The sequence below is a fragment of the Enterocloster sp. 210928-DFI.2.20 genome, from assembly GCF_020554465.1.
Classification (GTDB): domain Bacteria; phylum Bacillota; class Clostridia; order Lachnospirales; family Lachnospiraceae; genus Enterocloster; species Enterocloster bolteae.
Genome location: NZ_JAJCHK010000005.1, coordinates 1 through 16190, shown reverse-complemented (window position 1 = coordinate 16190; position 16190 = coordinate 1). Strand labels below are relative to the sequence as shown.

The 16190-nt window shown below is 51.4% G+C and carries 15 protein-coding genes; 10 read left to right on the top strand and 5 right to left on the bottom strand.

Annotation, left to right across the window (positions count from 1 at the left end):
- Positions 1 to 93: 93 nt before the first annotated feature.
- Positions 94 to 645, top strand: coding sequence for a DUF3795 domain-containing protein (locus LI015_RS06835; RefSeq protein ID WP_227124354.1), 552 nt, complete (start codon positions 94 to 96; stop codon positions 643 to 645).
- 126 nt (positions 646 to 771) lie between these two features.
- Here LI015_RS06835 and hydA read toward each other — a convergent pair whose 3' ends face one another.
- Together hydA and LI015_RS06825 are read right to left on the bottom strand one after the other, a co-directional pair.
- Positions 772 to 2157: a dihydropyrimidinase gene (gene hydA, locus LI015_RS06830; protein WP_227124353.1), complete on the bottom strand. Its 1386-nt coding sequence runs from the start codon at positions 2155 to 2157 to the stop codon at positions 772 to 774.
- Between the two features lie 93 nt (positions 2158 to 2250).
- Positions 2251 to 2985, bottom strand: a complete 735-nt coding sequence (locus LI015_RS06825; RefSeq protein ID WP_002564882.1) for an isochorismatase family protein — start codon at positions 2983 to 2985, stop codon at positions 2251 to 2253.
- Between the two features lie 426 nt (positions 2986 to 3411).
- On the opposite strand from LI015_RS06825, the gene LI015_RS06820 reads away from it, so the two are divergent.
- Positions 3412 to 4971, top strand: coding sequence for a hypothetical protein (locus tag LI015_RS06820; protein ID WP_117626163.1), 1560 nt, complete (start codon positions 3412 to 3414; stop codon positions 4969 to 4971).
- Positions 4972 to 5004: 33 nt separating this feature from the next.
- Here LI015_RS06820 and LI015_RS06815 read toward each other — a convergent pair whose 3' ends face one another.
- Positions 5005 to 6297: an MFS transporter gene (locus LI015_RS06815; RefSeq protein WP_227124352.1), complete on the bottom strand. Its 1293-nt coding sequence runs from the start codon at positions 6295 to 6297 to the stop codon at positions 5005 to 5007.
- Between the two features lie 287 nt (positions 6298 to 6584).
- Between LI015_RS06815 and LI015_RS06810 the strand changes: the two genes are divergently transcribed.
- The 4 genes from LI015_RS06810 to LI015_RS06795 all read left to right on the top strand — a co-directional run bounded on the left by LI015_RS06810 (position 6585) and on the right by LI015_RS06795 (position 9789).
- Positions 6585 to 7094 carry a DedA family protein gene (locus LI015_RS06810; RefSeq protein WP_002564879.1) on the top strand — a complete coding sequence of 170 codons (510 nt, stop codon included), beginning with the start codon at positions 6585 to 6587 and terminating at the stop codon, positions 7092 to 7094.
- An 11-nt stretch (positions 7095 to 7105) separates the two neighbouring features.
- Complete coding sequence (locus LI015_RS06805) at positions 7106 to 8374, top strand: glycosyltransferase (RefSeq protein ID WP_117626165.1); 1269 nt, start codon at positions 7106 to 7108, stop codon at positions 8372 to 8374.
- The gene (locus LI015_RS06800) at positions 8313 to 8903 is read left to right on the top strand and encodes a hypothetical protein (protein WP_002572599.1); all 591 of its coding nucleotides are present in this window, start codon (positions 8313 to 8315) and stop codon (positions 8901 to 8903) included. Before LI015_RS06805 ends, LI015_RS06800 begins: the two co-directional genes overlap by 62 nt.
- Before the next feature lie 118 nt (positions 8904 to 9021).
- Positions 9022 to 9789 (top strand): cyclase family protein, encoded by a 768-nt coding sequence (locus LI015_RS06795; RefSeq protein ID WP_002564876.1) that lies wholly within the window; start codon positions 9022 to 9024, stop codon positions 9787 to 9789.
- Here LI015_RS06795 and LI015_RS06790 read toward each other — a convergent pair.
- On the bottom strand, positions 9777 to 10655 hold the full coding sequence (locus tag LI015_RS06790; protein ID WP_119204593.1) for a LysR family transcriptional regulator: 879 nt from the start codon (positions 10653 to 10655) through the stop codon (positions 9777 to 9779). The genes LI015_RS06795 and LI015_RS06790 overlap by 13 nt on opposite strands.
- Positions 10656 to 10958: 303 nt before the next feature.
- Here LI015_RS06790 and LI015_RS06785 point away from each other — a divergent pair, with 303 nt between their 5' ends.
- From LI015_RS06785 to LI015_RS06775, 3 genes are read left to right on the top strand one after another with little or no spacing between them, the layout of a single operon-like run.
- Complete coding sequence (locus LI015_RS06785) at positions 10959 to 12446, top strand: UbiD family decarboxylase (RefSeq protein ID WP_119204540.1); 1488 nt, start codon at positions 10959 to 10961, stop codon at positions 12444 to 12446.
- Positions 12443 to 13036, top strand: a complete 594-nt coding sequence (locus LI015_RS06780; RefSeq protein WP_002572596.1) for a UbiX family flavin prenyltransferase — start codon at positions 12443 to 12445, stop codon at positions 13034 to 13036. Before LI015_RS06785 ends, LI015_RS06780 begins: the two co-directional genes overlap by 4 nt.
- Positions 13021 to 13431, top strand: a complete 411-nt coding sequence (locus tag LI015_RS06775; protein WP_002572595.1) for a prenylated flavin chaperone LpdD — start codon at positions 13021 to 13023, stop codon at positions 13429 to 13431. Before LI015_RS06780 ends, LI015_RS06775 begins: the two co-directional genes overlap by 16 nt.
- Positions 13432 to 13516: 85 nt before the next feature.
- Here LI015_RS06775 and LI015_RS06770 read toward each other — a convergent pair whose 3' ends face one another.
- Entirely contained in the window at positions 13517 to 15499 is a 1983-nt protein-coding gene (locus LI015_RS06770) for a sodium-translocating pyrophosphatase (RefSeq protein ID WP_002564863.1), read from the bottom strand.
- A gap of 242 nt (positions 15500 to 15741) precedes the next feature.
- Between LI015_RS06770 and LI015_RS06765 the strand changes: the two genes are divergently transcribed.
- Positions 15742 to 16170, top strand: a complete 429-nt coding sequence (locus LI015_RS06765; protein WP_227124457.1) for a pyridoxamine 5'-phosphate oxidase family protein — start codon at positions 15742 to 15744, stop codon at positions 16168 to 16170.
- The last annotated feature ends 20 nt before the right edge of the window (positions 16171 to 16190 follow it).

Sequence of the window (16190 nt, the reverse complement as noted above, 5' to 3'; positions counted from 1 at the left end):
TTTTTAGCGCTATATTAACATGACGGATGGCAGACGGATGGAATCAATGGTATAATTGGGGAAAACGGTTGAATGGGGAAAAGGAGGAGAGGGATGAAAGGGTTTAAACGTGAGAACAGGCTGCTGTCCCTGTGCGGGCTTAATTGCGGACTCTGCACCATGTATCTGGGCAAATACTGTCCTGGCTGCGGGGGCGGGGAGGGCAACCAGCCATGCGTAATGGCAAGGTGCAGCTTACAGCACCCGGGGGTTGAGTATTGCTGGCAGTGCCGTTCGTTTCCCTGTGACATATATGAGGGAATTGATGAATATGATTCCTTCATCACACACAGGAACCGGTTCAAAGACATGAAACGGGCAGAGGAAATAGGAGTGGAGCGTTATAATGAGGAGCAGATGGAAAAGTCCCGGCACCTGGAGATGCTGTTGGAGAATTATAATGATGGGCGAAAGAAAACATTATACTGCCAGGCGGTCAATCTGCTAACGCTGCAGGATATAAGGGACGTAATGAAGGTTCTGGCAGCAGAAGCCGGGGACGGGCTCTCCCTAAAGGAAAAGGCCAAACGGGCGGAAACACTTTTTCTGGAAAGGGCAGGGGAGCAGGGGATTGAACTAAAGTTGCGGAGAAAACCGAAGAAGTGAGGTCCGGTTAAGGCGTAAGCCAGAGGCCGGGTCAAGGTGTGAATGATAAAAAGGGTGCGGCAGTATCACGGAAACTTCATGTGACACTGCCGCACCTTTTATGCATATGGATATATGCGGGGACGCTTATTTGTGATAATAGTCATAACACAGACCATAGGGCTTGCATTTCTGCCAGCGCCCCATGCCGCGTTCGCCTACGAACCTGCCGTTTTCGGCCACCAGCCGGCCGCGCAGAAAGACCTGCTGGGGCCGGCCCTGGATTTCAAATCCTTCAAATGGTTCATAGTCAATACCGTGAAGGCTGTCTTTGTTGGTGATGATTCCCTTCCATTCAGGGTCGAAGATTACCACATCAGCGTCAGCGCCAATGCGCAGATCTCCCTTGTTGGGCAGTCCCACCACCTTGGCAGGATTGGCGGCAAAAAGCTCCACGAATTTCCGGCGGGTGATTTTTCCGGTGCATACACCGTAGGTCCACAGCAGGGCCAGCCGATCCTGTACTCCGGGACAGCCGTTGGGGACATTGGAAAAGTTGGTGCCTTTTTTCTTTGCTCCCTCATATCCTCCGTCCAGGGCGCAGTGGTCAGAACCAACTGCGGTCAGCCAGCCCTCGCGCACGGCCTGCCAGAGGGCGTCCACATGCTCCTGGGGACGCAGCGGCGGGGAACATATGTATTTGGCTCCCTCAAAGCCCGGTTTATCCAGGCAGTCTGTGGTCAGAGTCAGATAATGGGTACAGGTTTCCCCGAAAATGGGCCAGCCGTCATTGTGAGCATTCCTGATGGCCTCCATGGCTTCCCGTATGCTGACATGAACCACGAAAAGGGGGCAGTCCGCTGCCTTTGCCAGGGCAATGGCCCTGCCTGTGGCTTCCTCCTCTGCAATAGGAGGACGGGCATAGTAGTGGTAAACCGGGGCAGTCTTGCCCTGGCTGAGGTAATAACGGGTCAGAATGGTTATGATGTCCGCGTTCTCAGCGTGGACCATCATGGTAACGCCTGCGTCCTTTGCATTCATCATGGCGCTAAGTATGGCTTCATCATCACAGTAAAATGCAGTGCCCTTGTATGCCATAAAAAGTTTCAGTGTGGCCACGCCCACCTCCGGCAGATGCCTGACTTCCTCAAATACAGATTCCTTTGGGTCCATGATGACAGCATGGAATGCAAAGTCCACAGAGGAAGTGTGTTCTGCCTTGGCTGCCTGCCGCCGTATGGCGTCCAGAAGCGGTACGTCCTTTTCCTGGGGGGCAAAGTCCACAATGGTGGTGGTGCCGCCTGCTGCTGCCGCTTCCGCTGTCTCGAAGAGGCGTCCGCCAAAGGAACCGTAGTGGACATGTTCATCCACTCCTCCCGGCATTACGTATTTCCCGGAAGCGTCAATGGTCCGGCTGACGTTTACGCTCAGATTCGTTCCAATCTGGCGGATGGTCTCACCCTCGATATAGATATCACCTGTAAATTCACTGGCGGCGGTCAAAATGGTTCCATTTTTTATTAGAAGGCTCATATAAGCTCCTTTCATGGACCTGGGATACGCCGATTCCTGACAATGGGGACCGGCGCATCATATTTAGTAAAACCTGGCCTGGCGGATTAACGGTTAATCCAGTGAACGCTCATGCTTGGTATAGACGTTGGAATCAATTCCTTCCAGATATTTGACGACCTCCTCCACCGGCACCACGTCGGCAAACTTGGCTTCCATGTCAAACAGGTTCCACTCAATAACGCCCGGAACACGGTCGCCCACAGTTCCCTCCGGAACAATGGTCTTAAAGCCGTATCCGGTGGAATCCATGACCGTATGCCTTACGCAGGCACAGGATGTGGCGCCCATGACAATCACCGTATCCACACCCAGGAAATTCAGGGTCTGGGCCAGATGGGTCCCGAAGAAGTTGGAAGCATATTTTTTATGGATAACCGGCTCCTCAGGGCGCGGTTTCAGCTTGGGGTCGATTTCCAGCCATTCGGAATTGATATCCAGGGCGCTCATAGGTATCTTTTCATCCCAGCGGGGAAGATCCCACTGCTGTTTTCCTATGTATCCGGTGGTGGTGTGGAAGATGGGAACGCCCGATTTGCGGCCGGCTTCCAATACCTTTAATGCATTGGCGCAGACTTCCTCGGAGTGGTCGCAGGTAAACGGGTGTCCCTCACTCATCCAGGCCCTGGCCATATCTACGGTGGTAATGGCGGGAGCCTTTCCAAAGCCCATCTTGCGCATGAAGCCCCGCTCCTTGTAAATCCTGCGGGCCTCGGCAAAAGCCTGTTTAAGAAGTTCCTCATTAAAATCATAGTGGTCTACATATTTATAGTCCTTATTCTCTGCCATGAATTGCGTACCCCTTTCTTTGATATACAGTTTTGTTGTTCAGATTACGGGTCTGTTCCGGACCAGACCTATTAAAAAAGATTGTTATTTTGGCCAATAACTTTCTTAATATTTATTGACTTTTGTGCAATTTGCTGATATGTCTATAGTATAACAAGGGATTTTTTGTTTGAAAAGGGGTTTGGCCTCTTTGTCAGTGCCGGTACCATGACAGCTGTCTGTCAGAGGAGGTGCCGGTGATACTGTAAGGGATGCTGCCGGTGATACTGTAAGCGATGCTTCTGGTGATACTGTAAGCGATGCTTCTGGTGATACTGTAAGGGATGCTGCCGGTAATAGTGTCTGCGGAATTGTGGGTGATACTGCCGGTGGTCCCGCGGGTTACACTGCTTCCATGAAAGGGATGTTTTAGAGGAGGAGATTTCCATGACAGAACGAAAATTATCTACGCTGGGTTATCTGATGGACCGCCTGGGACTGTCCACAGCAGCCCTGGCCAGAAGGCTTCATGTGGACGCCAGCCTTGTGAGCAAATGGCGCAGCGGCAGCAGACGGCTCAGCGCTAAGTCCGTATATTTTGATGAGGTATGCAGGATGCTGCTGGAGCAGAACCCCATGGCCCTGACGGATGCTCTCCGCTCTCTGGTTCCTCTGGAGGAACCAAAGAGGGAAGAAGGAGAGAGGGGAAAGAGGGGGGACGGCAGCCTGTCAGAGGCGGAGGGGATATGGGGGACAGAGGGTATATCAGGAACTGGCGGATCGTCGGGAACAGAAGAGCTGCTTTACCGCGTGCTGAATGACCGGCATTTTACGGTGCCAAAGGCATTTACCATTCGCGCTGAGGCACTCTGTACAGCGGAGATTGCCATATATACCAGCGGAGAGGGAAGGCGTCAGGCCATTTCCGATCTTTTGGAGATTGCAGAGGCCATGGAGACGCCGGGAGAGCTGTTTTATGTGGATTCGGAGCAGACCGGATGGCTGCTGGAGGATACTGCTTATGCCAGGGAATGGGTGGTACGGATGGTCCGGCTGCTGGACCGGGGATTTGTTTTTAAGGCGGCCCTGCATTTTTCTGTTTCGGTCGACAAGTTTGTGGCATTTTTTCAGCTGTGCAGTCCCCTTATATTCCATCGCAATGCCCGGTGGTATTATCACCAGTATTATGATGAGAACATTTACTGGTTTTCCTTTTTTATTCTGGAGCATGCCATGAGCATTGCAGGTATGTCCATGTCACCGGAACAGACCTCCGCCACGGTCTACACGGATGCGTATTCCATACTTCAGCACAGAAATGTGGTGGAGATGGTTCTCACCAGCTGCCGTCCCATGTTTTCAGACCTTTCCATGGGATTGGGTGCAGAGGCGGCCAGGATGCTGCGGGAACAGGGGCGAGCCGGTGAGACTTTGTTTTCCTATCTTCCGGCGCCGGCTTTCATGAGCGCCGGAGAACAGCTGTTTGATGATATTCTCAGGGATAATGAGATAACAGGTGCAGCAGCTTCCCGGTTAAGGGAAATCAACAGACAGCTGCGGGGCCTGGTGGAGAATCAGCTCACAGGCGGACAGGGAGAATTTATCCAGATTCTGCAGCTGGGAGAAATGGAACACAGGGCAGACACCTGTTTTATCAGCACCAGCCTGTCCCTTCTGGGGAAAAGAAAGGTGGTGGTTTCACCGGCCCATTATGCCAGAGGGCTCAGGGAACTGGCCCTGCGCCTGGAAGCGTTTCCGGCCTACCGTCTGTTTCTGGCCGCAGATGCTGACGACATCCGTCTTCCTGCCATGAACTGTTGGTGCAGGGGAACGTCCTGGATGGTGCAGATGGACTGTGAGGGTTTTAGACTGTGCCGGGAACCCACACTCTGCGGCGCGGCCTATACCACTCTGGAACAGGGATGGCGCAGGGTACCGCCGGGACGAAAGGACCCGGCGGCTGTCAGGGCAGTGCTGGAACGGCTGATTGAAAGACTGGAGAAATAAGGCGGGATGAACTCTGTGCCGGAACGGCAGATTCTATGCCGGCATCTGCACACACTTATCTGCCGGCTTTTCCACGCGTTTCTGACTGAGATTGATGCATATGAACATGATTACAATAGTCAGGACAGTGAGCAGGGCAAGGATGGTCAGAGCAGGTTTATAGGAGCCGGTGATATCGTATGCCAGGCCGATGCCGGAACTGCCGATGGCGCCGCCGGTCATGGTGAAGGCGGAGATAAAACCATAAATCTCACTGTAGTTTTTTGAACCGAAAATACTGGTGGTCATGATGGGAATGGCCACAGTAGCCGTGCAGGTGCCAAATCCATAGAAAACAGCTGACAGATACAGCATGAGGGGACCTCCCTGAACCATAATGAAGCAGATGAGGAAGATAAAAAATGTGCCGCAGCCAAAGAGAATGCCTCCCTTGGGTCCGAAACGGTCAAACATATGCCCCAGAACCAGCTTTCCCGCGAGAGCCACAATGGAATAGACAGAGATATAGGCTGCGATGGAAGAAGGGTCAAAACCAGTGGTCTGCAGGTAGTAGCTCATGTGTCCCATGATACAGGATGTAAAATAAATCAGGAATCCGCCGGCTGCAAACATCCACAGAATCGGTGTTTTCCTGGCTTCACTCAGTGTGGCGTTCCAGCTGTTTGCCGGAACGCTTTTGTTTTTCCCATGTTTACCGGAACTTTCTTCTCCATGTCCATATGGGAAGAGCCCCACATCTTCAGGGGAACGTCTGACAATAAAGGCAGAAATGGGTATCAGCACGCACAGGCTTACAGCCCCCAGGATGAAATAGGCCCTGCGCCAGCCAAACATTCCGATGGTCCAGGACAAAAACGGACTGAGAAAGGTTCCGCCCAGGCTAATTCCCATCATGGCTATGCTGATCATGAGTCCGCGGTTCTTTTCAAACCAGTTTGTGATCAGGACGGTCACAGGTATGGTACAGGCTCCCATTGCAAAGAATCCCTGAAGGGCGCCCACCAGATAGAACTGCCAGAGCTCGTGGCAGAAACCGTAGCAGGAATAAAAGCCCATGGTACCGATGACGCAGACAACGAAGGTGGGACGCATATATCTGCCCCTTAACAGTTTTCCGGCGATGGGTCCGGTAAATACACAGATGATACTGGCAATTGTGGTTGAAAGGAAATAAGCGCTGGTGGCAAAGCCGGTCTCTTTAATGATTTGCGTGGTAAACAGCTGGGCCAATCCAAACCGTGTGGAGTAGGCAAACATCAGGGTCAGGATGCAGCAGACCAGGATTACCCAATGGTACATACTTTTGTTTTGATTCTTCACTTCCATAATAAAAATCCTCCTTTTAAAGTGTCTGGCAATTGGTTTTTTTGTGATGTTTTCTCTGGGTTTTTCATTTCGGTTCCATGAGAGAGTATATAGTGCATGATTTTTTTGTGAAATCAGGCTGTGTTTTGTTAAAAATATTCTAACACGAAAATGTATGGAGAAGTTATCCCCATAATTTTATGGGGTATAGGAAATTACTTATAACTTCTTTAGAAATCCTTTTGCTTTTTTTGGAGGGCAAGTTTAGATTCCTGATTTATGATATGGTCCATTAGGAGGAATCACATATGGATGTTCAGATGCTGACACAATACTTTCTGAGATATGGAGCTGTTTTTATATTTGTAATCATACTGCTGGAATATATGAACCTTCCGGGATTCCCGGCCGGGATCATTATGCCGCTTGCAGGCATATGGGCAGCCAGAGGACAGATCAGTTTTTTCATGGTAATGGCCCTTGGCCTGGCGGCCGGACTTCTGGGAAGCTGGATTTTATATGGAATCGGACGGATGGGAGGGGACTTATTTCTGGACCGTTATCTGAAACGTTTTCCCAAACATGAACCGGTTATCCAAAGGAACTTCGAACTGCTCAGGACCAGGGGAGCAGCCGGAATATTCATCAGCAAGCTGATTCCCATGATTCGTACCATTATCTCTATTCCTGCCGGTGTCATCCGGATGAATTTTGTTAAATATACCATAAGTTCAGCCCTTGGCATTTTTGTCTGGAATTTTTTCCTGATTGGAGCCGGATATGTGATGGGCGACCATGTGTTTCAGTTGTTATCATAGAAGGAGGCCCCATGAATATTGCAATGTTTACCAACAATTACAAACCATTTATAGGAGGAGTGCCGATTTCCATTGAACGGCTGTCGGAAGGATTAAGGTCACTGGGCCATAGGGTTACGGTATTTGCTCCTGAACCGGAAGGGAAGCTGTCAGCGGAGCAGGAGAAGGATGTGGTGCGTTTTAAGGTTTTTTACCGAAAGGCGGACAGAGGGATGATCCTGGGAAACTGTTTTGATAGAAAAATCGAAGCATTTTTCAGGGAGGGGAATTTTGATGTGATTCATGTCCATCATCCTGTGCTGGTAGGGCAGACGGCCCTGTATCTGGGAAAGAAATACAATATACCGGTAGCCTACACCTACCACACCCGGTATGAGGAATATCTCCACCATTTTAAGTTATATGAGGCTATGGCTTCCGGCGAATATCCGGTAAGCCGGATTGCCAGGTATGGAAAGGAGATTCTGGTTCCGGCCTTAATTACCGCATTTTCCAATCAGTGCGACCTGGTATTTGCCCCAACCTCCACGATGAAGGACCATCTTCTGGAGCAGGGTACAAAAACCAGAATATCGGTACTGCCCACAGGTCTGGACCGTGTTTCGTTCCAATACGATGAGATGCTTTCTTCTGAAATCCGGAATATGTACGGGAACGGGTGTCCGTACCTTTTTGCCACCACAGCGCGGCTGGAAAAGGAAAAAAACCTGGATTTTCTTTTTCAGGGTACTGCGCGTCTTAGGGACATACTGGGGCAGGACTTCCGTCTGATGGTAATTGGGGACGGTACCGAGAGACGCCATCTGGAGGAGTTGGCCCGAATGCTTGGAATCAGCCGCCAGATTGTATTTACGGGGAAGATTGAGAATACCCGGGTGCGGCATTATCTGAATGCGGCAGATGCTTTTCTGTTTGCGTCCAAGTCTGAGACACAGGGAATTGTGCTGCTGGAAGCCATGGCTGCGGGCTGTCCCGTAGCAGCCGTTAGGGCCTCCGGCGTTGTGGATGTGGTCAGACAGGGAATAAACGGATATATGACAGAAGAAGCCCCGGAGGCTTTTGCTGCCGCTGCAGCCCGGCTGGTATTGGAACGGGGGGTCTGGTCAGGAATGTCGGAGGAGGCCCGTAAGACAGCAGAATTGTATGAATCCGGACGGATTGCAGCTCTGGCAGCAGAACAGTACGGACTTATGACAGGACAGAAGGAGGATGCCGGTTATGAAGAACATGGCAAAGGCATGCTTGTGCCGTCTATATTACGGCTATTTAAGGCTGCTTGAGATGACGGTGCGGCTGGAAGTGGAGATGCCCGATATATGGACCAAAGATATGCCTGACAGGGGCGCTGTCATTGGTTTCTGGCATGAGGACAGCTTCTTGATGAACCTGCTGCTCAGGAGACTGTCGGAGGGACGTGACATAGCGGTCATAGTTACCTCAGACGGGCGCGGGGATTACATTGAAAATATAATCGAACGCTGTAATGGAAAGGCCATAAGGGTTCCGGACGGCTGCAGGAGCCGGGATTTTCTGAGAAATCTGATCGAGGAGGCAGGGTGTCCCGGAAAGACTCTGGCAGCGGCCATGGACGGACCTCTGGGGCCAAGAAGGGTTCCGAAAACCCTGGGATTTTACCTGGCTGAAAAGGGAAAGAAGAATTTCATTGAAGTCCGGGCCGGGTATTCCAGGGCTGTTTGCCTGAACTGGCGGTGGGACCATTACCGTATCCCGCTGCCGTTTACCAATATAAAGATATCTCTGAAGGATTGCGGTATAACCGGGGACAGGAATGCGGTGCTTCCGGGATGATATAAAAGGTGATATAAAAGGTGGGCGTATTTTTCTTGTAATGACCCAGCGTACACGCTATAATGGAGTCATTAGAATTTAACAAAAGAAGCAAAAATACGACAGGAGGAACCGGAATATGTATGAATTATGGGAAGATTTAAAGAGGCTTAAGAGGTGCCGCTGGGTCGAGCTGTCCCACCCGCTCAACAACGACAGCCCGTACTGGGGAGGAATTCCGGAGGGGGCTGTGGAACTTTCAAAAACCGTATATGACTGGGGGAATGAATTGGAATGTCTGATTCAGACTTTCAAATTTCCGGGGCAGTTCGGCACGCATATTGATTTTCCGGGACATTTTATCAAGGGGGAGGCATTGTCGGAGCAGTACGGCGTCAAGGACATGGTCTTTCCCCTGGTGGTCATTGATATCTCTGAAAAGGTGAAAGAAGATGTGGAATATGCTGTGACCGTTGAGGACATCAGGGAGTTTGAGGCCGCGTACGGGGATATTCCGGATGGGGCTTTTGTGGCCCTTTATACCGGTTGGAGCAGGCGGTGGCCGGATATGGACGCTATTTCAAATTTTGACCAGGAGGGCGGGGAGCATTTTCCAGGGTGGTCCATGGAGGCACTGAGATACATCTACGAGGTGCGGAACGCGGCTGCCAACGGACACGAAACGCTGGATACGGATGCATCGGTACTGGCAGCCCGGTCAGGGGACCTGGCCTGTGAGCGCTATCTGCTGGACAAGGGAAAGCTGCAGGTGGAAGTCATGTGCAATCTGGACCAGGTGCCAGCGGCCGGAGCCATTGTGTTTGCAGTGTTCCCTCCTATTGAGGGAGCCACAGGACTTCCTGTCCGTATGTGGGCTGTGGTGCCGGAGCAGGTTCAGCGCGTATAACCTTTTGCATAGCGGAGAAATTCGGCCATGGCAGATGAAACCTGTCCCTGCTTTTTTCCGGCTATGCCGATGGACAGTTTGCCGGCGGGCTCTATGGGAACAGAGACAATGTCTTTATATTGGAACAGCCTGAAATTTTCCTCCGGCAGCAGGCTGATGCCTTCATGGACAGCCACGGCGCTGATAATGGATTCCATGCGGGCTGTGCGCAGCAGATGGAGGCGGATTCCAGCCTTCTGGAACAGGTCCATGCAGAAATGGTAGATAGATGTATAGCTGTGCATCAGTATGAAGCCCTCTCCGGCAATGTCGTTCAGGGAGATGCAGGATCTGTCTGCCAGTCTGTGGTTTTCAGGCAGGATTGCAACCAGCCTGTCTTCTGCCAATGGAAGGAAGGTATGGGTTTTACTGTCCAGCATGTTGCTGCGGGTGATGATGAGGTCATAGGCGTTGTTGGAAAATCCTTGCAGCAGGTCGTGTTCCTCAACTTCCTCCAGAAAAACATGGATGAGGGGATGGCTGTCTGCAAAATCCTTCAGCATGGCTGTGAGATGGTACTGGGACAGGATGGGGAGGGTGCCGATGGACAGCCTCTGGCCTGCTTTTTCCTTGAATTCGCTGATTCGAAAGAGGGTTCTGCGGTATTCTTTGGACAGGTTCAGGGCTTCCTCGTAGAACATGTGCCCTGCCTCTGTCAGGACGGCGGAGCGCCGGCTTCTGTCCCACAGCTGGATATCCAGTTCCTTTTCCAGCTTCATGATTTGTTTGGACAGGGCGGACTGGCTGATGTGAAGTGTCTCCGCGGCGTCCAAAAAGGTGTCGCATTGAACGGCCGCAATAAAATAATCCAGTTGTTCAAAGGTCATATCTGTCATCCGTTTCTTTCTGGGACATATGAGAGGGCATATTCAGATTCATACCTGTTCTTTATATGTTCCGGTTTGCTTTGTGAATACATTCCAATTTGGAAACAATTATACCATAAGATGAATTGATTCTCCAGTCCTTTTCCGTTAAGATGTGAGATAGAAGATGTGAGGTATAAGCCGTGTGACAAAAGCTGTGTGACAGAAGCTGTGTGACAGAAGCACGATGCATGAAACATCCGTCAATGAGAAAAGAAATGATAACAGGCGTATGGTAAGAAACGCCGGACAGGAGATTATGATATGGCAAAGAAGGTCAGGGATTTGAGAAGTGCGCTGGAATTATTGGCAGAGCTGCCGGGGCAGCTGCTGGAAACAGACGTGGAGGTTGAGCCAATGGCGCAATTATCCGGGGTGTACCGGTATGTGGGAGCGGGAGGTACGGTAAAGCGGCCTACCAAGGAAGGCCCGGCCATGATTTTTCACAATGTGAAGGGACATCCCGATGCCAGTGTTGCCATCGGCGTGCTGGCCAGCAGGAAGCGTGTGGCTGCCCTTTTGGACTGTAAGCCGGAGGAGCTGGGAAAGATGCTCTGCCGCAGTGTGGAGAAGCCGGTTTTACCTGTGATGTGCCAGGGGGAACCGGTCTGCCAGCAGGTGGTGCACAGGGCTGATGAGCCGGATTTTGACCTGTATAAGCTGGTTCCTGCGCCAACTAACACGCCTTATGACGCCGGCCCATATATTACTCTGGGCATGTGCTATGCCGCCCATCCGGATACAGGGGCCCATGATGTGACTATCCACAGGCTCTGTATCCAGGGCAGGGATGAGCTGTCCATTTTCTTTACGCCAGGTGCCAGACATATCGGAGCCATGGCGGAGAGGGCGGAGCAGCTGGGCCGCAGGCTTCCCATCTCCATCAGCATCGGAGTGGATCCGGCCATTGAGATTGGTTCCTGCTTTGAACCGCCCACCACGCCATTGGGGTATGACGAGCTGTCGGTGGCAGGTGCGCTTCGGGGAGAGCCGGTAAAACTGTGCCGGTGCCTGACCGTGGATGAACTGGCCATAGCCAATGCGGAGTACGTCATTGAGGGAGAGGTGGTTCCCAACGTGAGAGTCAAGGAGGACCAGAACACCCATACAGGCTTTGCTATGCCGGAATTTCCCGGATATACAGGGCCGGCCAGCGACCAGTGCTGGCTCATCAAGGTCAAAGCGGTCACCCACAGGGTGCATCCCATTATGCAGACCTGCATCGGGCCCAGCGAGGAACACGTGTCCATGGCTGGAATCCCCACAGAGGCCAGCATATACGGTATGGTGGAAAAAGCCATGCCGGGCCGGCTTCAGAATGTATACTGCTGTTCTGCCGGAGGCGGAAAATACATGGCGGTGCTTCAGTTTAAGAAGTCTGTTGCCAGTGATGAAGGCAGGCAGAGACAGGCAGCCCTTCTGGCCTTTTCCGCTTTCAGTGAATTGAAGCATATTTTCCTGGTAGATGAGGACGTGGACTGTTTTGATATGAACGATGTGCTATGGGCCATGAACACAAGGTTCCAGGGAGATGTGGATACCATCACCATTCCGGGGGTGAGATGCCATCCTCTGGACCCGTCCAATGACCCGGCATTTTCACCGAGCATCAGGGACCATGGCATTGCTTGTAAGACTATTTTTGACTGCACGGTCCCATTTGACCAGAAGGACCGCTTTGTACGGGCCAGGTTCATGGAATTGGACCCGTCCGAATGGGTAAAGCAGAAAAATGAGGGGAAGATTTCATGAGAAGCACGGGTGCCAACCGTGGGGGTAAGAGGATTATAGTAGGGGCTACAGGAGCCAGCGGGCTGCCCATTCTGGTAAAATGTCTGGAGTTAATAGGGGAACAGCCGGAATATGAGTCCTATCTCATTATGAGCCACAGTGCTGTTCTTACATTAGGCCAGGAGACGGACCTGTCTGCGGAGCAGGTGGAAGGGCTGGCTGACCATGTCCTGGGCCCGGATGAGATTGGAGCCGGGCCTGCCAGCGGATCCTTTGCCGCGGAAGGGATGCTGATTGTGCCCTGCAGCATGAAGACCATTGCCGGAATCCATGGAGGGTATGCTGAAAATCTGATTCTGCGGGCAGCGGATGTGACCATCAAGGAGCAGCGGACGCTGGTCCTGGCAGCCAGGGAGACCCCCTTAAGCCCCATACACCTGAGGAATATGTACGAGCTGTCCATGATGCCCGGAGTGAGAATAATTCCTCCCATGATGACCTTTTATCACAGGCCGGAGAATATGGAGGAGATGATATATCATATTGCTTCCAGGCTGCTGGAGCCGTTTGGAATCGAGGGAAAGGAGTACCGCAGATGGACTGGATTATAAGGGGACGAAAGGAACTGTCCTGTTCTTATATGGAGGCAGGCGCTGCTTTTTTAGGGGAGGATATTCTGGCCTTTATACAAGGAGGAGACAAGCCGCATATTGGATGTACGGTCCAGTCAGTGCCAAGGCCGTCCCTGACAGGAAACGGAACCATAAGCGTTACATCTTCCATACTGAACCTGACAGGCCACAAGGACGAGGCCCTGTGCCGGAGGCTGGCGGAGAAACTGTGCAGGGAAACCGGCCGGGTGGTGGTGTGCACCGGAGGCTTCCATATTGACAACATGAAGCCGGAGCAGATAGACGAGGTGGTGAAGGCTCTGGACGGGCTGGCGGATGAGATTGTGTCGGGGATTGCTGGGGCAGGATACAGCCCCTTATCAACAGGATTTTAATAAAATAATGGGAAGGAAAATCCGTGGTTTGGATTTTCCTTCCCATTAACTGTTGTATAGCCATAAAGAGAATTTGGCTTTGAGATTAAATTAATCCTCCAAACTGCAGGAACAGAGGAGCAAATACCAGAGACACAATCGTCATCAGCTTAATAAGAATGTTGATGGAAGGACCTGAGGTATCCTTGAAGGGATCGCCAACTGTATCGCCAACTACAGCGGCCTTATGAGAATCACTGCCTTTGCCGCCGTGGTTTCCTTCCTCGATGTACTTCTTTGCATTATCCCATGCGCCGCCGGAGTTGGACATGAAGATGGCCATTAACACACCGGTTACCAGAGCGCCGGTCAGAAGTCCGCCAAGGGCAGATGGTCCCAGGATGAGACCGGTTGCCAGAGGCGCCAGCACTGCCATCAGACCTGGCAGGAACATCTCGCGAAGGGCGGCTTTGGTGGAAATGGATACGCAGGAAGCGTAGTCAGGCCGGTCAGTTCCCTTGAGAATACCGGGTTTTTCCCTGAACTGGCGGCGTACCTCCTCAATCATCTGATGGGCGGCCTTGGATACGGATTCCATGGTCATGGCAGAGAAGAGGAATGTCAGCATTCCGCCGATGAAAAGTCCTACAATAACATGCGCGTTAAGGATGTCAATGGTGGTGAGCTTTACTGCCTCAGCATAGGAAACAAACAGGGCCAGAGCTGTAAGGGCAGCAGAACCGATGGCAAAACCTTTGCCGATGGCAGCGGTTGTATTGCCAACAGAGTCCAGCTTGTCAGTTATATCCCTGACGTTTTTGTCCAGACCGGCCATCTCGGCGATTCCGCCTGCATTGTCAGCGATGGGACCGTAAGCGTCAATGGCTACGGTGATTCCGGTGGTGGACAGCATGCCTACGGCTGCCAGGGCAATTCCGTAAAGGCCCATAAGTTTGTTGGAAATCAGAACACCCACACACACCAGCAGGATAGGAACTGCGGTTGACTGCATTCCCACTGCAAGGCCGCTGATAATGGTGGTGGCGGAGCCGGTTTCAGACTGCTTGGCAATTTTTTTGACAAAACGGTAATCGCCGGATGTATATATTTCAGTGACAGCTCCAATCAGCACGCCTACCAATAAACCTGTAATGATGGTAAAGGCAGCCATGAAATTGCCGAAGAATATGCGGCTGAGGATAAGGGAGCAGACCACTACCAAAGCGGTTGCGCTGTACTCGCCTGTTTTTAATGCCTTGTGCGGATCGGAATTGCCGATGCTCTTGACTAACAGGGAGCCTATGATTGCGGCAATGATACCGCATGCTGACAGCACCAGCGGAAAAACAATGCCTGCTTCCTGATAGAAAACCAGTCCCAGTGTCAGAGCTGAAATCAGGGAACCCACATAGGATTCAAACAGGTCGGCACCCATACCGGCCACATCGCCTACATTGTCGCCTACGTTGTCTGCGATAACAGCTGGGTTACGGGGATCGTCCTCTGGAATGCCGGCCTCTACCTTGCCTACCAGGTCAGCGCCAACGTCAGCTGCCTTGGTGTAAATGCCTCCGCCCACACGGGCAAAAAGTGCGATGGAAGAAGCGCCCAGGCTGAAGCCTGATAAAACGGATACGTCTCTTGTAATTATGTAGAGAACGCCTACGCCCAGCAGGCCTAAGCCTACCACGGCCATTCCCATAACGCTTCCGCCGGAGAATGCAAGGGCCAGTGCGCGGTGCATGCCGGACGTACGGGCAGCATTAGCGGTACGGCTGTTGGCGCGGATGGCGGCGTTCATGCCCAGATAACCGGCCATGGTGGAAAATCCGCTTCCCACAAGGAAACATCCGGCTGTAATCCAGTTCCGTGTTCCGAAACCGATGACAAAGAATAACACAGCTACAAAAACGACCAGTATGCGGTACTCAGAAGCCAGAAATGCATTGGCGCCCTCTGCGATTGCGTCAGCAATCTCACGCATCTTGTCAGTGCCTGGATCCTCCTTGACGACCTGCTGTCTTAAAATGACAGCAAACAGGAGTCCAAGCAGCCCCACTACTGGGACTAAGAATAACATTTGTTCCATAATACCCTCCTAAATGATTGGTTAAGATAAGATCTTCTTAATGGGATTGTAACAGAGTTACTGGGATTTTTCAACAAAAAATGTTAGAATACCTTAAAATAATTGTAAAACAAATGGTATCTTTAAGATACTATAGCACTGTCAGGTGACTATCCCACTTAAAAGTGCGTTCTTGCAGGCGCACGGTACGCATTTTATAATACTGGTATAAAAAATAAGTTAAAGGAAGGATGAGAATTATGATGAATAAAGTTGTGGATTTTTTACAGGCAAATCCTGTACAGTATCTGGGGACCGTTGGCAGGGATGGGAAAGCAAAGTGCCGTCCCTTCATGTTCTGTTTTGAGAAAGATGGAAAGCTGTGGTTCTGCACCAACAACCAGAAGGATGTGTACAAGGACATGCAGGCTAATCCGGAGGTGGAAGTATCTGTTTCTGATCCCGCTTATGCGTGGCTTCGTCTCCACGGCAGGGCGGTTTTTGAAGATAATATGGAGGTAAAGGAAGCCTGCATGGCTAATCCGATTGTGAAAGGCCAGTATAATACAGCCGACAATCCCATTTTTGTTGTTTTTTACCTGGAGAATCCCCACGGTGTGATTGCTGATTTTTCCGGCAACCCGCCTTATGAATTTTGGCTCTTTGTCAATAGTTGGGGTGGGATTTGTTAAAATCCCGCCCCAATTCTATG